The sequence below is a fragment of the Roseibium porphyridii genome (assembly GCF_026191725.2).
Taxonomy (GTDB): domain Bacteria; phylum Pseudomonadota; class Alphaproteobacteria; order Rhizobiales; family Stappiaceae; genus Roseibium; species Roseibium porphyridii.
Genome location: NZ_CP120863.1, coordinates 1,239,341 through 1,258,430, shown reverse-complemented (window position 1 = coordinate 1,258,430; position 19,090 = coordinate 1,239,341). Strand labels below are relative to the sequence as shown.

The 19,090-nt window shown below is 55.5% G+C and carries 18 protein-coding genes; 10 read left to right on the top strand and 8 right to left on the bottom strand.

Annotation, left to right across the window (positions count from 1 at the left end; all coding sequences use genetic code 11):
- Positions 1–74: 74 nt before the first annotated feature.
- A complete protein-coding gene (gene hemA / locus K1718_RS05940) occupies positions 75–1,292 on the top strand; it encodes a 5-aminolevulinate synthase (protein ID WP_152500061.1) in 1,218 nt (405 codons plus the stop codon).
- An 80-nt stretch (positions 1,293–1,372) separates the two neighbouring features.
- Here the strand turns inward: hemA and K1718_RS05935 are convergent, their stop codons facing one another.
- Positions 1,373–2,683 (bottom strand): hypothetical protein, encoded by a 1,311-nt coding sequence (locus K1718_RS05935; protein ID WP_265683005.1) that lies wholly within the window; start codon positions 2,681–2,683, stop codon positions 1,373–1,375.
- Positions 2,684–2,782: 99 nt separating this feature from the next.
- Between K1718_RS05935 and K1718_RS05930 the strand changes: the two genes are divergently transcribed.
- The 9 genes from K1718_RS05930 (at position 2,783) to K1718_RS05890 (ending at position 11,209) form a co-directional block, all read left to right on the top strand.
- A complete protein-coding gene (locus K1718_RS05930) occupies positions 2,783–3,520 on the top strand; it encodes a DUF1194 domain-containing protein (protein ID WP_265683003.1) in 738 nt (245 codons plus the stop codon).
- Positions 3,521–3,673: 153 nt separating this feature from the next.
- The gene (locus K1718_RS05925) at positions 3,674–4,921 is read left to right on the top strand and encodes a cation:proton antiporter domain-containing protein (RefSeq protein WP_265683002.1); all 1,248 of its coding nucleotides are present in this window, start codon (positions 3,674–3,676) and stop codon (positions 4,919–4,921) included.
- Positions 4,922–4,975: 54 nt separating this feature from the next.
- A complete protein-coding gene (locus tag K1718_RS05920) occupies positions 4,976–6,586 on the top strand; it encodes a glutamate synthase-related protein (RefSeq protein WP_152500057.1) in 1,611 nt (536 codons plus the stop codon).
- A gap of 29 nt (positions 6,587–6,615) precedes the next feature.
- Positions 6,616–8,592: a thiamine pyrophosphate-dependent enzyme gene (locus K1718_RS05915; protein WP_265683000.1), complete on the top strand. Its 1,977-nt coding sequence runs from the start codon at positions 6,616–6,618 to the stop codon at positions 8,590–8,592.
- A 161-nt stretch (positions 8,593–8,753) separates the two neighbouring features.
- Positions 8,754–8,975, top strand: coding sequence for a hypothetical protein (locus K1718_RS05910; RefSeq protein ID WP_152500055.1), 222 nt, complete (start codon positions 8,754–8,756; stop codon positions 8,973–8,975).
- On the top strand, positions 8,972–9,139 hold the full coding sequence (locus K1718_RS05905) for a hypothetical protein (protein ID WP_173005902.1): 168 nt from the start codon (positions 8,972–8,974) through the stop codon (positions 9,137–9,139). The genes K1718_RS05910 and K1718_RS05905 overlap by 4 nt, the downstream gene beginning before the upstream one ends.
- Positions 9,136–10,203, top strand: coding sequence for a Rieske 2Fe-2S domain-containing protein (locus K1718_RS05900; protein WP_265682998.1), 1,068 nt, complete (start codon positions 9,136–9,138; stop codon positions 10,201–10,203). The genes K1718_RS05905 and K1718_RS05900 overlap by 4 nt, the downstream gene beginning before the upstream one ends.
- Positions 10,200–10,961: a hypothetical protein gene (locus K1718_RS05895; RefSeq protein ID WP_265682996.1), complete on the top strand. Its 762-nt coding sequence runs from the start codon at positions 10,200–10,202 to the stop codon at positions 10,959–10,961. The genes K1718_RS05900 and K1718_RS05895 overlap by 4 nt, the downstream gene beginning before the upstream one ends.
- Positions 10,958–11,209 (top strand): hypothetical protein, encoded by a 252-nt coding sequence (locus K1718_RS05890; RefSeq protein WP_265682995.1) that lies wholly within the window; start codon positions 10,958–10,960, stop codon positions 11,207–11,209. The genes K1718_RS05895 and K1718_RS05890 overlap by 4 nt, the downstream gene beginning before the upstream one ends.
- Positions 11,210–11,224: 15 nt before the next feature.
- Here K1718_RS05890 and K1718_RS05885 read toward each other — a convergent pair whose 3' ends face one another.
- The 7 genes from K1718_RS05885 to K1718_RS05855 all read right to left on the bottom strand — a co-directional run bounded on the left by K1718_RS05885 (position 11,225) and on the right by K1718_RS05855 (position 18,931).
- Positions 11,225–12,022, bottom strand: a complete 798-nt coding sequence (locus K1718_RS05885) for an alpha/beta fold hydrolase (RefSeq protein ID WP_265682994.1) — start codon at positions 12,020–12,022, stop codon at positions 11,225–11,227.
- The gene (locus tag K1718_RS05880; protein ID WP_152500050.1) at positions 12,019–13,080 is read right to left on the bottom strand and encodes a branched-chain amino acid ABC transporter permease; all 1,062 of its coding nucleotides are present in this window, start codon (positions 13,078–13,080) and stop codon (positions 12,019–12,021) included. The genes K1718_RS05885 and K1718_RS05880 overlap by 4 nt, the downstream gene beginning before the upstream one ends.
- Positions 13,081–13,094: 14 nt before the next feature.
- Entirely contained in the window at positions 13,095–14,123 is a 1,029-nt protein-coding gene (locus K1718_RS05875) for a branched-chain amino acid ABC transporter permease (protein ID WP_152500049.1), read from the bottom strand.
- Positions 14,120–14,845: an ABC transporter ATP-binding protein gene (locus tag K1718_RS05870; protein WP_152500048.1), complete on the bottom strand. Its 726-nt coding sequence runs from the start codon at positions 14,843–14,845 to the stop codon at positions 14,120–14,122. Before K1718_RS05870 ends, K1718_RS05875 begins: the two co-directional genes overlap by 4 nt.
- On the bottom strand, positions 14,845–15,627 hold the full coding sequence (locus K1718_RS05865; protein ID WP_265682993.1) for an ABC transporter ATP-binding protein: 783 nt from the start codon (positions 15,625–15,627) through the stop codon (positions 14,845–14,847). The genes K1718_RS05870 and K1718_RS05865 overlap by 1 nt, the downstream gene beginning before the upstream one ends.
- Before the next feature lie 132 nt (positions 15,628–15,759).
- Positions 15,760–16,959 (bottom strand): substrate-binding domain-containing protein, encoded by a 1,200-nt coding sequence (locus K1718_RS05860; RefSeq protein ID WP_265682991.1) that lies wholly within the window; start codon positions 16,957–16,959, stop codon positions 15,760–15,762.
- Positions 16,960–17,338: 379 nt separating this feature from the next.
- A complete protein-coding gene (locus K1718_RS05855) occupies positions 17,339–18,931 on the bottom strand; it encodes a BCCT family transporter (protein ID WP_152500045.1) in 1,593 nt (530 codons plus the stop codon).
- Positions 18,932–19,090: the final 159 nt, after the last annotated feature.

The following is a 19,090-nucleotide window of genomic DNA, read 5'->3' as shown; positions in this document are numbered from 1 at the left end:
CGCCCATGGACGCATTATCGGGGCGGAAGAAATAAGAGGCGCTGGAGAATTTCCAGTGAAGAGAGGGCCGAAGGATGGACGTAAACGCGTATCTCGAGGAACGCCTGGGCAAGCTGCACGACAACGGCAATTACCGAGTGTTTGCAGACTTGGAACGCATGGCAGGCAATTTCCCGCGCGCGAAACGTTACCGTGAAGACGGCTCTGTCCAGGACGTGACCGTCTGGTGCTCCAACGACTATCTCGGCATGGGTCAGCACGACAAGGTTGTCGGTGCCATGCAGGATGTGATTTCCAAATGCGGCGCAGGCGCCGGTGGAACACGGAACATTTCAGGCACCAATCACTATCACGTGCTTCTGGAAAACGAACTGGCTGACCTTCATGGCAAGGAAGGCGCGCTGATCTTCACCTCCGGTTATGTTTCCAACTGGGCCGCGCTCGGGACCCTGGCGTCTCAAGTTCCGGGAATGATCGTTTATTCCGACTCCCTGAATCATGCCTCCATGATCGAAGGTATTCGGCACGCACGCTGCGAAAAGCGGATCTTCAAACACAACGACTACGAAGATCTCGAGCGTCTGATGGCAGCTGACGACCCGGACGCTCCCAAGATGGTTGCGTTTGAAAGTGTCTATTCGATGGATGGCGACATCGCCCCCATCAAGGAGATTTGCGACGTCGCCGACAAATTCGGTGCCCTGACCTATCTCGATGAAGTGCATGCCGTTGGTATGTACGGACCGCGCGGTGGCGGCGTTGCCGAGCGTGAAGGACTGATGGACCGCCTGACGATCATCGAAGGCACACTCGGCAAGGCCTTTGGCGTGATGGGAGGCTACATCACCGGTTCCAAGACAGTTGTCGACTTCATTCGCTCCTTCGCATCCGGGTTCATTTTTACGACGGCACTTCCGCCTGCATTGGCTGCAGGCGCGACAACCTCGATCCGTCACCTGAAGGACAGCCAGCTTGAACGTGCAGCTCACAAGCAAAGAGTTGCGCAGGTTCGTGCCGCCCTCGACAAGCGCGGCATCCCGCACATGGAAAACCCCAGCCATATCGTTCCGGTGATGGTGGGAGACGCCAAGAAGTGCAAATGGATCTCCGATATTCTGCTGGAGACCTACGGCATCTATGTACAGCCGATCAACTATCCGACTGTCCCCGTTGGCACCGAACGCCTGCGCTTCACACCGACCCCGCTGCACACGGCCGCCGACATTGAGCATCTGGCCGATTCGATCAATGATCTCTGGTCGCAATGCGCCTTGGCCCGGGCCGTCGCCTAAGCCAGACGAATTATAGGTTGCAAGACCCGCTCTCCGTTGGAGGGCGGGTTTTCTTATGCTCGATTGCAAACAACAGTTCCTTATGGAACGCAATCAAAGGTTTTGTTGTGAAACGCTTCGTGCAAGCGCTCTGCCGAATTTGAGCCGCGTTCTGCGTTTGCAATCCGCAGAACTTTTCCGTCTTCGTTGACACAGACAAAACTCTCCCCTTTAGACTTTGTTTTGTATTGCTCCGAAATGTGAAATTGAAGGTGGAACAGCCACAACTCCGCGTTCTCTGAGACAGCCCAGTTCTGAACCGACACCATCAACTCGGAGCCCTCATCGGTGTAAGCGACTGTCCCTCGGCACCAAATCTGACCGGGTGACTGGCAACGTTCGCGTTTCCTATCACGATTGCTTGATGAAAGGCCCATTCGGCCAAGCAATGGCTGTGAAACGGCGTCTCTTGCAATCACGAGAGCATTGCGGAACTGCTCCACGTTTTTCGTGGCTTCACCTTTTCCGCGAACACTTATGTAGTCGCCATGCGGAAGCCTCAGCCCAAGTGGTGTAACCACTGGCTCAGCAGTGCAGGCCTCGACGACACCAGAAAAAAGCAAAGGGATTTCTTTCGTCAGGCAATAGTACCCACCACCTAGATCCCTCAATTCGTTGATGTTCAGCAAGGCGTCTTGCAAGATATCGCTCGAATTCGGTAACTGCAGTAAATCCCAGACAAAACTAACCGCACGGCTGTTGAGCTTATTCTTGAGGCGGCTCATGTCGATGTCGCCCGTCAAATCAAACGGTCGAGATGTCGCCGATTGCTGCAACTTGGTATCTTGTGACCTAGTTGGCCGTCCAACCACCGGGACATTTTTATCGCGATAGAATTGCGCGTGTATCTCAAAGCGGCCAGCTGAAAAGTTCTTACATGAAATAGGAAGATCAAACGGAGCCCACCATGTGAAGAGACCGCTCCAATAGAAAGTATTGGTTTCGTCGGGATTAAATGGGAGCGTAACCGGGGTTAGTGCGCCTTTGCAGCCAGGGCTTGAGTAATAACCGCGCTCGTTCACGTCACCCGGCATGACAGGCCACAACCAGAGAACGACGCTGGAACCCGACGGAGCGCGCTCATTGATTACATTGATCTTGATTTCTTCGCCAATCGCAAAGCTGTCTGCCTCCAGCTCAACCCGAATATCTCCTTCAGGTTTCGCATCGTTTCCCTCCGCTCTCCCAACCACACTGTTTAAGAAAAGAAAGAGCACAGCGACAAGGAATGAACCAGCGAGCTTTTTTGCATCAGGCCAATCAATCTCCAAAACACTGCTCCTCGAATGCACCCCCAAAGAAATGCGAGAAAGTGTGTTAAAATCTTGGTTGCCCAAAAAGAAATTTGGCAAAAATTCGCAATAATTTCAGGCTCTCCGCTTCACCGCACTTTTCCTTTTTCCGCTCGCTGCCCTAGCTACTGCAGGTGAATGGCCTGATAGGAGGGGCATATGAAACGGATTGCGGCTCTGGTCTTTGCCTGGTGTTTCCTCACGGCGACGCCTGCCGTGTCCGAAGAACTGGACCTTGAACTCGTGCTTCTGGCCGACGCGACCGGCTCAATTGACGACGCCGAGATCCAGTTCCAAAGGCAAGGTTATGCCGAAGCGATCACGGATCCGTCAGTGCTGAGCGCCATAGCCAGCAATGCTTACGGGAAGATCGTTGTTACCTATGTTGAATGGGCCGACATGTTTTCCCAGGACGTTGTTGTCGATTGGACAGTCATAGACGGCAAGGCATCTGCGGAAGACTTTGCGGCAAGGCTTTTGGAGCCACCGCGCCGCGCGTTCGGACGGAACGCGATTGGTGCAGCCCTGCTCAAAGGCAAGGAATTGATCGACACCAACGCCTATACCGGATTGCGGCGTGTCATCGATCTGTCCGCCGACAGTGCCAACAACTGGAACGGCCCGACCATTCACGAGGCCAGAGAAACTGTCGTTTCATCAGGGATCGTGATCAACGGCCTCGCCGTTCTGTGCCGTCATTGTTCCGGGCGCCCTGTGGCCTACGACCTTGAGGAAAGGTTCCATCAGGACATCATTGGTGGTCCCGCAGCCTTCGTGGTGACAGCCGACAGTGCCGCAACATTTGCAGATGCCGTGCGCAAGAAACTGATTCTGGAAATTGCTGCACGCCCGGAAGACGCCGACAAGATCCTGCAGCGTTTCGCACAGGTGCAATAAAAATTCTCTTTCGCTGATCAATGGCTAACGTCCAGCAAATCTGACCTTGGGTAATTTCACAGTTGCCACACACGAGTGTCATCGGGTTATGATTTGAGCCTGCGGTGCCATCGAGCCTAAATGCTGCCGTGGGCTTTGGGAGAGAGTGCATTCATGGCCACCGGTCTTTTGATGCTGGCAATGTTTACGGTGAGTTACACCTTGCTGGCAAAAACGCTTTCCAGAAGCATTTTAACAGCGCCGATGCTGTTTCTGGGCTTCGGCTTCCTAATGTCTCAGACAGGGATGTTTCCCTTTCAGGATGCAGAGCATCTGCTGCATATCGTGGCCGAACTTGCGTTGATCATCCTTCTGTTCCTTGATGCGGCCCAGATCAACCTGCAAGCCATTCGAAAACGCCACCAATGGCCGCTGCGCATGCTGCTTATCGGCCTTCCGTTGGCAGTGGTTCTGGGCACTGCTGCAGCAGCGCCATTCTTTTCCACCGAACCCTTGATCGTAGCAGCTCTGGCAGCAGCGCTCCTCGCCCCAACCGATGCCGCCCTTGGGCAAGCCGTCGTTACCAACAAGGCCGTTCCTGAGCGGGTACGCAGGGCCCTGACGTTGGAAAGCGGCCTGAACGATGGTCTGGCTTTGCCGGTGATCCTGCTCTTTGCCAGCCTCGCAGGTGAAATGATGCAGCCCACCGCCACGAACTGGCTGCTCTTCGGGGCAAAACAGGTTGTGCTGGGGCCGCTTGTCGGAGGTGTTGTCGGTGCGGTCGGAGGCATCATGTTTCTGGCGGCAAAACAGCGCAAGATGACGACGGCGACTATTGAAGGCATTGGTGCCATCGCCATGGCGGGCGGTGCTTATCTGGCCGCCGGTCTTGTTGACGGCAACGGCTTTATCTCAGCATTTGTTGCCGGCCTTTTCTTCGGCAATGTCATCAAGGGCCAGTGCGCATTCATTTACGAATTCACCGAAAGCGAAGGCCAAATGCTGGCCTGGGGCGCTTTTTTCCTGATTGGTCTGGCCCTCGTTCCAACTGCAATTGCCCATCTTGACGGTGGAAGCCTCGCAATCATCCTGATCAGCCTCTTTATTGTGCGTCCGCTTGCCGTTTGGCTGTCGCTCAGTGGAACGGACGCTTCACCGTTGACAAAACTGTTCTTTGGCTGGTTCGGACCACGCGGTCTGGCAACAGCGCTGTTTGCCCTGCTGGTCGTTGATCAGATCGATCATGAAATCGGTGAGCAACTGCTCAACCTCGCCGTCAACGCAGTCTGGATCAGCGCTGTGCTCCACGGCATCACCGCGGTGCCGTTCGCCAAGTGGTACGGCGCGCGCATGTCAACACAAGATGAAGCAGCGGAGATGGTGAGTGTTCCATCGATGCGGCCAGAAACGCAGCCAGACTGACTGGCGCTCATATTCAACAAGCCAAGGCAATAGAGCCGGTAGCCGGGGGAAGAAATGAAGAAGACAGCTGTAGCAAATCTGAGCGAACTGGCAGACAGGGACCCTCAATACGCGCTTGTTGCAAGTGTTGACCTGGTTGTCGTCCGGTTCGACGACGATGTCTCTGTTTTCTATGGGCGCTGCCTCCATCGTGGTGCGCTTATGTCGGATGGGTATGTTGACGGCGACAATCTGATTTGCGGGCTGCACTATTGGGACTATCGGCTCGACAGTGGTGTCTCCGAATACAACAACTCCGAAGCGCTTCCGAAATTTTCCAGCTGGATCGAGGACGACAAAGTTGTTGTCGATGAAGACGAGATTGCCGCCTGGGCAAAAGAGCATCCTCAACCCTTCGACCGCGACCAGTATCTCGGCCTTTATGCCGACACCAGCCATGGCACGGAAGAAGAGCCGTATACCGGGCTCATCCAGCAATACGCCCGTGACGCCCTCACCAAAACCGGCCATCACGGGCGGGTCGACGCAATGGGTGTACCCAGAACGCAGTTGCCCGACTGGGACGACATTCAAATTCTGACTGCTCAGCTGCACCGTCCGCCTCTTCTGGACGATGATCCGGTCGGAACGGATGTGGTGATTGGCCCCAACGCCCAAAAACCGCTGCGCCTTAAGATACCGCTCTTCGTTTCAGATATGAGCTATGGCGCATTATCCGAGCCGGCAAAGGTTGCGTTGGCGCGCGGCGCCGAACTTGCCGGCACGGGCATCTGCTCAGGTGAAGGCGGCATGCTGCCCGAAGAACAGGAAGCAAATTCACGATATTTCTATGAACTGGCGTCGGCCCGTTTCGGCTTCGACTGGGACAAGCTCAACAAGGTACAGGCTTTCCACTTCAAGGGGGGACAAGGCGCCAAGACCGGCACGGGAGGCCATTTGCCCGGTTCAAAAGTGAAGGGCAAGATCGCCGAAGTTCGCGGTTTGAATGAAGGTGAGGATGCCATCTCTCCACCGCGTTTTCCGGACTGGACGGAAGTCTCGCAGATCAAGGAATTTGCCGACGAAGTTCGTAGCCGCACAGGCGGCATTCCAATCGGTTACAAGCTTTCAGCCCAGCACATTGAGAAGGACATTGATGCCGCACTGGAGGTCGGTGTCGACTACATCATTCTGGACGGCCGGGGCGGTGGCACGGGTGCGGCTCCGATCATTTTCCGGGACAACATCTCAGTCCCGACGATTCCAGCCCTTGCCCGTGCCCGGCGGCATCTGGACAGGCTCGGCCGATCAGACGTGACCCTTGTGATCACCGGCGGCCTTCGAAAACCGGCTGACTTCCTGAAAGCCTTGGCACTCGGCGCAGATGCCGTCGCCGTTTCCAACTCGGCCATGCAGGCGATCGGCTGTATAGCGATGCGTGCCTGCCACACCAACAATTGCCCCGTTGGGATCGCGACGCAGAAACCCCATTTGGTCAACCGCCTGCAAATCGAGAAGTCAGCCCGACAACTGACCAATTTCTTTGATGCCTCCGTGGAGCTGATGCAGGTAATGGCCCGTGCCTGTGGCTATTCCCACCTCAACCAGTTTTGTGAGGAGGATCTGACGACTTGGAAACGGGAAATTTCGGATCTTTCCGGTGTAGCCTTTGGCGGCGTTGCCTGACACGGACCGACTTCTAGGGAGACCAGAAAATGGACGCTCAAAATCTCGACTGGATCAAGGTCGCACATGTCGATGATCTGCCGGAAGGCCGGGTCAAGACCGTCACCGCAAGAACCACTTCCATCTGCTTGTCGCATTTCGACGGCCAATGGGCTGCGATGGACAATCATTGCCCGCATCAACGCGGCCCTCTCGGGGAGGGTTCGATTGAAAAGGGCACCGACGGCAAATGCTGGATCCGGTGTCCATGGCATGGGTGGGATTTCGATCCGCTGACCGGTGCGCCTCCTGGCGGTCACGAAGACACGGGCCAAAAAGTCTTCCCGCTCAAGATCGAGAACGGAGAGATTTTTGTCGGGATAGAAGCTGAACCGGAACACGAACGGACTGTCACCGATGTCATGGCCGAGACCATGGTGAATTGGGGCGTCAAACGTGTCTTTGGCATGGTTGGCCACTCCAATCTCGGGCTGGCAGATGCCATTCGGCTTCAGGTCAACAAGGGTAAACTTGGCTATGTCGGCATCCGGCACGAAGGCGCAGCAGCATTCGCAGCGTCTGCCTATGGCAAGTTGACGGGAAAGCCTGCAGGCTGCCTGACCATTGCAGGACCGGGCGCAACAAACCTTCTGACTGGTCTTTGGGATGCCAAGGTGGACCGGGCTCCAGTTCTTGCCCTGACCGGTCAGGTCCAGACACAGGTCTTCGGACCGGGTGCATTTCAGGACATTGACCTCAAATCGGCCTTCGATGCCGTATCGCGTTTCTCCCAACCCGTCCTCAGCACGTCCAACCATGCCGAGCTCATGTCGTTGGCGCTCAAGACAGCAATCGTTGAACGGGATGTCTCAAACCTGATCTTTCCAGACGATGTCCAGACGATCCCGAGCGAGAAAGATGCCGGATCTCCCGAAGGGCGAATTGGCGGCTCTAAGGTGACCCCGTCAACGGAAGATCTCAATAAAGCCATCGAGATGATCAATGGCGCAAAACGCCCAGCGATCGTTCTTGGCTATGGTGCCAAGGATGTCAGGGACAAGGTTATAGCCCTGGCCGAGAAGATCGGCGCACCGGTTATGACGACCTTCAAGGGCAAGGGTCTGATCCCGGACACGCACCCGCTCGCCGCTGGTGTTCTTGGCCGATCCGGGACACCGATTGCAAGCTGGTTCATGAATGAAGCGGACCTGATCATTTCACTTGGATCATCATTTGCAAACCACACCGGCATTGCCCCCTACAAGCCGATCATTCAGGTCGATTTCGAACGCATGCAACTCGGAAAATTCCATCCTGTCTCTTTACCGGTCTGGGGGGAAATTGGCACTTTCTGTGAAGCAGTCATGCCTCAGGTAACAAAGGATTCCGACGCTGCCGATCAGGTTTCCGAACTTGTCGAACGCTGGCAGATCTGGCGCGAGGAAAAGGAGCGCCGTCTAACGGAAGAGCGCGGCCAGGGCATTCACTCAGCAGCAATCTTCAAGGTCTTGAGCGAATTGTGCCCGGAAGACGCGATCATTCCCGTCGATGTCGGCAACAACACCTATTCCTTCGGCCGTTATTTTGAACCACGTGGTCAGCGTATCTTGATGTCAGGTTATCTCGGTTCAATCGGCTTTGGCCTGCCCGCAGCCATTGGTGCCTGGTGTGCCACGCAGGACTTCGAACAGTATCATGGCCGCAAAGTCATCTCGATCTCCGGCGACGGCGGGTTCGGTCAATATGCGATGGAATTCACCACTGCCGTAAAATACGGGATGAACATCACACATATCCTCCTGAACAACTCCGAACTCGGCAAGATCTCGAAAGAACAGCGTTCCGGTGAATGGCCGGTGTGGGAAACCAACCTCACAAATCCATCCTTCGCGGCCTTTGCGCGGCTTTGCGGTGGACAAGGACACAGAGTGACCGATAGCGCTGATCTGAAGAGTGCCATTGGCGAGGCAATCGCTCACAATGGGCCGTCGCTTGTGGAAATCATCACCGACGCCGATCTGGTTTGAGGAGGTCGGAATGCCGTCATTCCTGCTGCGCCGAGGTGTTACCGGATGCCGCTCTGCCACTGGCTTTTACCGGTGCAAACGACAAGTGGCTGGTGTTTACTGGACACCGGAAGCTTGACCCGGGTGACAAGACGCAAAGTTGATAAAGCTGGAGCCGTAAATTGCAAACAGCAGAATTTTTGATCGAAATAGGCCAGTACTACCTGATGGCAGGCGGTGTTGTCGCAGCTCTGTTCCTGGTAATTGGCATTGACCGGATAGAGCCGTCCTCACGCGGGTCCTACGCTTTCCGGCCCCTGCTCATTCCAGGCATTTGCCTGATCTGGCCTCTGGTGATCTATCGTTGGGTCGTGCTTGAAAAGCATGGGGAGGCGCGGCGATGAAACGTGCTCACCGTACAGCCCATGCCAGGATCTGGACGATCCTTGGCATCTTGCTTCCACTCGCCTTCTTCACAATTCTCGCCCTGCGGCAAACGCCTCCGGTTGATCGTCCGGCCGTCTTGATCGAGGCTCCGGAAAGTGGTTCGACGGAGGCAGCACAATGAGTGTTCAATATACGCCCGTCATCTGGAACCGGAACAAGATCTTCTATGATGCCGTGCTGCTGATTGCAGTTGCGCTTTATCTCTACATCTTCATTCGTGTCGGCCCGATGTTTGAAGATGTCACCAAGCCGATTGATGGCGCTATCTTGAGAATGCGCGCCTTTGGCAGCTGCGCCTTCTTGATGCTGACAGTGATCTTGTGCATCGGTCCGCTCGCTCGCCTTGACCGGCGGTTCCTTCCACTGCTCTACAATCGCCGCCACTTCGGTGTCATGACCGCGGGCATTGCCGCCGTCCATGCGAACTACGTGCTGACATGGTATTTCAATTTCTCACCGACCGACCGCTATGTCGCCTTGTTGTCATCCAACACAAACTACGGCCAACTGCTCGGCTTCCCTTTCGAAGCCCTTGGCATTGCGGCCTTGATAGTCCTGTTTGTCCTGGCAGCAACAAGCCACGACTTCTGGCTGAGTTTTCTGGGAGCACCGATCTGGAAAGCGCTGCATATGTCTATCTATGCCGCGTACGCCTTCGTTGTGCTTCACGTTGCGCTCGGGGCACTTCAGGGCCCCGCCGACCCGATCTTCACCAGCGTCGTGGCGGCCAGCGTTGTTCTTGTTTGCGGTCTGCATTTTGCGACCGGCCGCATGGAAGCCAGACGGGAACGCGGCGAACAAACCGCAAAGGCCTCACTCCAGGAAGCCGGATGGGTCGTTGCCGGAGAGCTGGAAGAGATTGACGACGATTGCGCGAAGGTCGTGACACTCACCGAGGACGAGCGCGTCGCCATCTTCAAATATGATGGCAAGCTGTCCGCCATAACCAATGCCTGTGCACACCAAAATGGTCCACTCGGCGAAGGCAAGGTGCTTTGGGGATGCATTACCTGTCCCTGGCACGGCTACCAGTACAATCTCGCAGACGGCCGTGCGCCGGAACCTTTCACAGAGAAGATTTCGACCTATCGGCTCAAACTGATCGGATCGACCGTTCTGCTCGACCCCAATCCTCAACCACCGGGCACCTATGTCGAGCCTGTTGAGATAGGAGAAGCGGCATGACCTGGAGACAGACCAAAGAAGCGCCGTTTTTTGTCGGCTATCTGAACGCGGTCCCCAAAACTCTTGTGATGTTCCTGGGCGTTTTCTCCGTCTGCTTCGTTGCAGGTCTCGGTCTCGCCGCACTGGCTCTTTCGTCAACGCAAAACGACCCTGGCGCCGGCGGCTTCGAGTGGGGAAACCGATTTGAAACCGCGGGCATATTGGAACTGAGGCCATATCCGGTGTTTCGGGTGCCGGCCAAGGACGGTGAACCGGCAAAGACCTACATGCTGGCCGGACAAGGCAAACGGGGTGTCTTCAAACAGGCTGAAACCCACAAGGGGTCTACGGTTTCAATACGCGGTGTTCCGGTAAATCGGGGCGACCTGACAATGGTTCAGGTCGGTCGCGTTGAAGCCGTTGAAGGCGAAACCGAGGAATTTGCTCCCAGCGAGGCCGTCCCGCTTGGCCGCTGGAAACTTGCCGGCGAAATCTGTGACGGCAAATGCTATGCGGGCGCTATGCGGCCTGGCAGGGGCCTTGCTCACAAAGCCTGTGCGGATCTTTGCCTGACCGGTGGAATTCCGCCGGTTTTCGTTTCATCCGGTCCGGTCGAGAACCGCAACTTTTTCATGATGGCGGACAAGGATGGCAATTTGCTTGGCGACGAACTCAAGTCGCTGCTCGCGCTTTACATCGAGGTTGAAGGCGAAGTCGAAAGGTTGGATGACCTGATGGTCTTCAAAGTGGATCTGGCGACCGCGAGGATCTTGAAATGAGCGAGACACCTCAAAAACCGACCTGGCAGACGATTGTTGTTTCGCTCGTACTGACGGGAGCGCTCGCGGCAATCGCTTACTATGTCTGGATCTATGCCAATTCGAGCGTACGCATGTTGGACCTGACAAAGGGAACCTTGCTCACCGACATGCGCTTCTTTGTCGGCCTGTTGGCAGTGTTTCTGGTGCTTACGTTTCTTAACCGGATTATCGGCTTTATCTTGTCAAAATTCGGTAATGGCCACTGAGCGGTAAGAATTGCATCAGTCTGATTGGATGACATCCAGAAGAAACTGATTGAACGCCTCAGGCTGCTCCAGATGCGGAGCGTGTCCGGACTGTTCGAACAGATGCAAATGAAAGTCGGGCACATTGTCCAGATGCCATTGGCGGACCCCGCAACCGTAAAGCTGGCTACGCGCACCTGAAGCAAGATGAAGAGGCACTGGAAAGGACTTCAACAATGGCCTGAAGTCCTGCGCTGTCAGTGACATCCACATCTCTCGCAGCAGACCCGGGTCCTCGCGCGCTATTTCCACGGCAACCTTATCGATCAACTCCTGATCAATCGGCAGACCGTCGGCAAAAAGGCGCCGTGCAATCCGGCCCGGCAGTTTGGACCAATCGGCAATGATCCCGTCGATCACATGCGCGTTCTGGGTAGTATCCAGCCCATTCAGCGTTCCATTTGACCAGGCCTCGTCATTAAGAACCCTGGGCGTCATGTCGATGGCAACGACCGACGACAGCCGCTCCGACCCGTGGCGTTCTATCATTGAATAGATCACCAGCGCGCCCATCGACCAGCCGCACAGAACAATGTCGCTCAGGTTTTCAGCGAGAAGATACTCGTAAAGCGCATCGGCAGACGCTTCAATACTGAGCGGCGAATAGCTCCCGGTTTTGCCGTGACCGGGAAGATCCGGGACAATGCAGCGGGCATACATTTTCAAAGCAAGCGTCTGATCGTCAAAGAATTGCCCGGGACAGGACCATCCATGCACCAGCACCAGTGGCCGGCCTTTTCCCTCATCCCGGATATAAAGCGAATTGGTGCTCACGCACGTCCTGCCCTCAATCGCCCGACGATCCCCGACGGGAAGAAATACACAGACAAAATAAACAGCACGCCCAACCAGAGCAGCCAGCGCTCCGGAGCAACCAGCGTTGAGAAAAATGGCACCGCGCTGGTGGCCTCCGAAGCGATACCCATCAGATTTTGCAGATAGGTTTGAGCTAGAATGAACAGCGTCGCCCCCAACACTGCGCCATAGAGCGTGCCCATGCCTCCTATCACGACCATCAAGAGAATGTCGATCATGATTTCCATCGAGAGGGTTGTTGCAGGTCCTGTGTAGCGCAGCCAGACGGCCAGTAGGGAACCGGCCAGCGCCGCCATCACCGCGGAGAGCACGGTTGCTGTTGTTCGATACCAGACAACACGATAGCCGATTGCTTCTGCCCTGAAAGCGTTGTCACGCACCGCCTTCAAGGTTCGCCCGAACGGGGAATTCACGATCCTCAGCATGACAAGAAACAGGAATGCAGATGCAAAGAACACGAGATAATAGGCCAGCAGCTTACCATTGATCCGAACGTCAAGGACCTTCTCCTTAACGAGCTTGAAGGCTGGTGTGAGCTCCCTCGGGATCTTGTAATTCAAGCCATCTTCGCCGCCCGTCAGCCAGGACATTTGCGACACAAGAACGGCAAAGGCGCTCGCCACCGCCAACGTCACCATTGCGAAGAAAATTGCCTTCACCCTCAATGAAAAGAGACCGATAGCAAGCGCAAAAACGGCTGCCAGAACAGCGCCTGCCAATGTTCCCCATGCAAGGGAGAAATAGCTCGGCCCCGTAGCGGAAAGTGCAAGAGCCGTCCCATAGGCCCCAATTCCGAAAAACATCGTATGCGCAAAGGACACGATCCCCGCATAGCCGAGCAACAGATCGTAGCTGGCAACCAGAACGATGAAGATACAGATCCTTGCCGCCGTCTCCAGCGATTTTGTTCCTGGAAAAAGAAAAGGAGCAAACGCCAGGCATACCAGCACGACCAGCAGGATCACCGTCAGAAGGCGGCTGCGTGGCGTGTCACCGGAAAGAAGTTTCGTCAACATGCTTTTCGCCCGCCCTACTTTGCCTTAACGACCGGATAAAGGCCTTGAGGCCGCCACATCAGGATCACCACCATCAGAGCGATGGTCGAAATCAAGGCCACCTTTGGAGCCAGAAAGGCTGTGTAATTGGCCAGGAGGCCAACCATCAGCGCTCCGATGAAACAGCCTTCGACGGAACCCAATCCGCCAATAATCACCACGATGAAAACAAGCACCATGATCTCTGAGCCCATATGAGCGGTAATGGTTTCCTGGTAGAGGCCCCACATGACACCTCCCAATCCGGCCAGTGCCGATCCGGTCATGAAAACGACCAGGAAAAGTCGGCGGATCCGATACCCAAGAGCTTCGACCATCTCGCCGTTTTCAACACCGGCACGTACCAGCAAACCAACTTTGGTATTTTGCAATATATGCCGCATGGCGAGAAACAACGCGAGCCCGATGCCAACGGCGACAAGCCTGTATTTCTCGATCGCGGCCTCCCCGAAAATGAGCGAACCCTGGAAGGCTTCGGGACGCGAAATATGGAGCTCGTCCGGGCCCCAGACCACGTAGATCATCTGCTGGGCAACAATCAGCCCGCCCATGGTTACAAGGATCTGCTTCAGGTGCTCGCCATAGACCGGCATGACGATGACCCGTTCAAATGCGTATCCAAGCAACCCGGTCACCAGCATTGCTGCAAGGATCGCGATCAGAACGGCAAAGAGGTTCAACAAGACGCTCGGAGATTCTGTCCAACCGGCCAGCCATGCCAGAACCGTGAACCCCACAAAGGCCCCGATCGCCACAAAAGCTCCATGGCCGAAATTGATGACGTCCATGAGCCCGAAAACCACTGTTAAACCCGAGGCCATGATGAAAATCATCATGCCCATGGCGAGACCCGCGACAGTCAGCGTCAACCAACTTGCCGGATTTCCGATGGCAAGCAGCCCTGCCAAGGCCAGCAAGGGAACCAGCATGACCGGCAGTTTCTGGAAGAACTGTTCGCTTAGCGGAACTTTTTCGATGCGTGGTTTGATCGAGGTGTCGCTCATTGGTGGACCTCCAGCGTGAGTCCCATCAGCTTTTCCTGAAGGGCCGTGTCTTCAACCAGTTCCTGCATGTTACCGGCGTGAATGATGCGACCGTCATCCATCACAGCAACGGTGTCGCCAATGCTGGAGGCCATTGCGAAATTCTGTTCGACCAGAAGGATGGTGGTGTCCGTTTCCTTCAACTCTTTCAGCGCGTCCGTCATCGACTTGATGATCGCAGGAGCAAGGCCCTTGGTCGGCTCGTCGATGAGGATGAGACGCCGGGGTTCGATGATTGCGCGTGCGACAGACAACATCTGCTTTTGTCCACCGGACAAGGTACCTGCGGACGATTTCCAGAAAGTGCCTATAGGAGGAAACAGATCGGTTATCCATGAAAGGCGTTTTTCGTCGATCGGGCCGTTCGATGCGGCAAGCATCATGTTTTCCGAGACAGTCAGATCGGTAAAGATGCCCATATCTTCGGGCACAAAGGCGATGCCACGCCGCGAAATCTCCGGCGTTGCGAATTTGGTGATGACTTGATCCTCGAACCGGATGTCACCGCGGCTTGCCGTCCAAAGTCCCATGATGGTGCGCAGGGTCGTGGTTTTGCCTGCACCGTTTCGCCCAAGCAATACGGTGACGCCACCTTCGGGAACAAGAAGATCCACCCCCTGCAGTATGTGATAGGGCCCGATATGAGTGTGAACGCCGGAGAGCGAAAGCAAAATATCAGACACTACGCCGCCTCCCCAGGTTCTGCAGGTGCTTTGCCGAGATAAGCTTCCTGGACAATGGGCAACGCGATTACTTCTGCCGGTTCACCATCGGCGACCAGCGCACCATTGTGCAGCACGATGATCCGGTCTGCGAGCGTTCGGATCACATCCATTTTGTGTTCAACCAGCAGGATTGTGCGGTCCATATCGGCCTTGAGTTTCTGGATCAGCTCCAGAATGACCGGCACCTCATCTACACTCATGCCGGCCGTGGGCTCATCGAACATCAGCACCTGAGGACCAAGTGCGATCAAGAGCGCAACTTCCAGCTTACGCTGGTCGCCATGCGGCAAAGCCGACACGATTTGGTCGGCCTGATCAATGAGCCGGACCTCCGAGAGCACGTGGTCGGCGCGCTCAAGCAATTCAATGTGGCTTTCGGCAATGGAAAAAAGGTCAAAGCCCTTTCGAGCCTTGGCCTGAGCAACCAACCGCACGTTTTCCCGCACACTCAATGTCGGAAAAAGGTTGGTCAATTGAAAGGCCCGGCCGATCCCCCTGTCGGTGCGTTCTGGAACCGACAGTCTGGTGATGGTCTCGCCATTCAGCCAAACGCTCCCGCTTGTGGCGGCAAGCTGACCTGATATCAGGTTGAAATAGGTGGTTTTGCCGGCCCCGTTGGGCCCGACGATGGCGGTCAAAGTGCCCCGGTCAAAACTGCAGCTCACATGGTCAACCGCAACGTGTCCGCCAAAGCGGATCGCAAGGTCTCTCGTTTCAAGAATGGGACGTTCCTTGGTCACGGCACGTGTTCCCAGGTCAAGTAGGAGGAAAAAGTATTATCGGAGCGTTGCCTGGCTGAACAGCGAATGCCCAGCCAGGACGAAGGTGTGATGGGGCCACCTAGCAAGAGCAACAGGCTCAGCAAATGCGGATCACTGATTGCGGACGGGAATATCCATGTCTTCTATTTTGAGCTCACGCACCAGCTCCGGAATACCCCATTCGACCTCCGGATCGACCTTGATCTTGAAATGGTACATGGGCTGCAGCGCCTGGTGATCTTCGGCGCGAAACATCATCTTGCCCTTTGGCGTGTCGAATTCCATGCCTTCCATCGCGGTGATCAGGTCTTCCGTGTCGGTGGACCCGGCTTTGCGAATGCCTTCGACAATCGCGATTCCAGCTGACATGCCCCCAGCTGTGAAGAAATCCGGTGGCGTGTCGAACCGTTTCTGATGCTCGGCAACCAGCCAATCGTTCACCGGGTTCTTGGGAATTTCATAGTAGTAATAGGTGGCGCCTTCCATGCCCGGGAGTTCCTTATAGGCCTTCATGGCAGCAAGAATGTTCCCGCCGGTCGCGATTTCAACGCCGAAGCGCTCCGGTTCCATTGCCTTGATCTTGCTGATCGGGTTGCCGCCTCCGGCCCAGATAACAAACAGGAATTTGCGGCCAGGCTCATCCTTCAAGGCATCGAAAACACGTTGCGCATTTGCCGTGAAGTCTTTCGTGTCTGTTGGCGCGTATTCCTCGAAAACCAGATTTGCGCCAGTGCCTTCCAGCGCTTCCTTGAACGCAGCGACACCATCGCGGCCAAAGGCATAGTCCTGTGCCAGCGTTGCGACCGAGACACCTTCTTGTCCCAGAGCAACCGCATTTGCAATGGCATCCTGAGAAGAGTTTCGGGAGGTGCGGAACACATACCGGTTCCAGTTTTCGCCTGTGATGGAGTCCGCAACGGCAGGCTCAACAATGAGCAACTTCTCATATTCTTCAGCCACGGGCAGCATGGCGAGTGCCACACCAGAAGAGACCGGTCCAACGGCCAGATCCACTTCATCATCACCATAGGCCTCGGCAAGAACCGCTTTACCTATGTCCGGCTTCAGCTGCGTGTCCTTTTCGATGACAACGATCTTGCGGCCGTCGATCTCCATTGTCCCGTCGGTGGCAAATTCCAGTCCCATCATCAGACCCGTGTGAGACTGTTTGGCATAGGCCTCAAACGGTCCCGTCTTGCCATAGACATGGGCGATTTTGATGTCTTCCGCAAAAGCGGCAACGGACCCCGATGCCGCAAGGCCGAGGCCGGCCACAAGCGGCAGTGCCCAGCGGGTAAACTGCTTGGTCATAAATGCTCCTCCCGTTTTGCGCCAAGGTGCAGCCGGCAATCTCAGACCGTTTCCAGCCTGGAAAAAACGCCGCTGCTTCGCTTAACGCCTCCTAATATGAAACCTGAATCAGTATTCATGTCAAGGCTTCAACACGCTTAAGGCGTTGTTGTGCGGGCGCATGCTTTGCAGCAGGAGCACAATCAGAAAGGTGTTTAAGGCTCCGTGTGCAACAGACCGGAAACGAGGATCTCGACTGATATTCAGTCTGGCACGGCCTGTGTGACGTGCTCACAACACGATGGGTTCTGCCGAAATCGAAAGACACAAAAAAGGCGGCGGCAAGAAGCAGACCGCCCGAACAAAAAAGGCGCGCCGTAGCGCGCCTTTCGCGTCAGTTTCAGATTTTTTGTCGTTCAGATCGAAGCGCTTTATAAAGGCAATAACACATCGCCAGAACGACCAGGGTGAAGGGAATCCCCATCGAAACCGCCGCTCCTTGAAGTGCGTTGAGCCCTCCACCGAGAAGAAGCGCAATCGCAACCAGGCCTTCGAATGTGCACCAGAACACGCGTTGCGCCACCGGAGCATCCATTTTTCCACCTGCCGTGATCGTGTCGATGACCAACGAACCGGAGTCCGACGACGTCACGAAGAAGATCACGATCAGGACCAGCGAGATCGGCGCGATAATGTTGTAGAGCGGCAGCTGATCCAGCATACGGAAAAGAGACAGCTCTGGCTGATAGGCCACCACCACGTCTTTTGCGCCGGTATAGCCATTCGCCAATTGGTCGAGAGCAAGACCACCGAAAACGGTCATCCAAAGCGCGCAGACCAGTGAGGGCGCAATCAAGACGCAGAGAATGAACTCACGAACGGTCCGTCCTTTAGAAATACGCGCGATGAACATGCCGACAAATGGTGACCAGGCAATCCACCAAGCCCAATAGAAGGTGGTCCAGCCGTGCATGTAGCCCAAATCATCCCGGCCGAACGGGTTGGACAGCGGAACGAAGGCAACAACATAGTCTTTGAGGACGCCACCGAATTGAGCGATGAGATCAAAGGTCGGGCCCACAAGCAGAACGAACACGAAGAGGCACGCCGCCATGATCATGTTGATCTCAGAGAGCCGCTTCACGCCTGCGTCCATGCCAAGAAGCACGGATCCGAGCGCAATCGCCGTGATGCCGAGGATCAGCCAGACAACAAGGGAACTTGAGACCGGAATTCCAAACACATCGTTCAGACCGGCAGCAACCTGCTGTGCTCCGAGACCAAGAGAAGTGGTTAGACCGAACAGGGTCGCGAAAACCGCCAGCGTGTCGATCACATGACCTGGCCAACCCCAAACGCGTTCGCCGAAAATCGGATAGAAAGCCGAACGCAACGTGAGAGGCAGGCCGAGATTGTAGCAGAAAATCGCCAGGCAGAGCCCGACGACAACATAGACCGCCCAACCACTGATGCCCCAGTGATAAACGGTGCCAACAATGCCCATGTTTTCATTGCCCGGAAGCGACGGATCGGACCCGAGAGGCAATGTATTGAGCTCCGGAATCGAATAGTACATCGGCTCCAGAACGCCGAAAAACAGTAGCCCGATACCGATGCCCGCAGAAAACAGCATCGCGATCCATCCCGCGTAGGAATAATCCGGAACCGCATCCTTGCCGCCGATTTTCACCTTCCCCAGGGGCGACAGCGCAAGAAAGAAACAGAAAACGACCATGATGTTGACGGACAACATGAGAAACCAGTCGAACGTACTTGTCAGGAAGGGTCTGAACCATCCGAAGAAGGACGCTGCTGCTTCCTGATTTGCCAAGGCAACCATGACGAATCCGACGATCACGATCGCCGAGACCAGGAAGACCGGATTGTGCAAATCAAGACCGAACGGCCGAATGTTATCCTGGCCCAGTTCGTATTCCGTGCTGAAATCCATGACCCGCGGGTCCGGATCCAGCATCTTCTTCGTTTTACTCATAAATATTCCCTCCAGACTTTGCCACCCGACCACCTTCGGCGGTTACACGCTTGCTGTTTCGGACGGCGGCTTGTCGCCGCTCTTCGAGAAACCCGTCCACGCAGGGCAGCAGACACAGTCAAGTATGAAAGGACATTCTGTCACAATTGTCGATTTTAC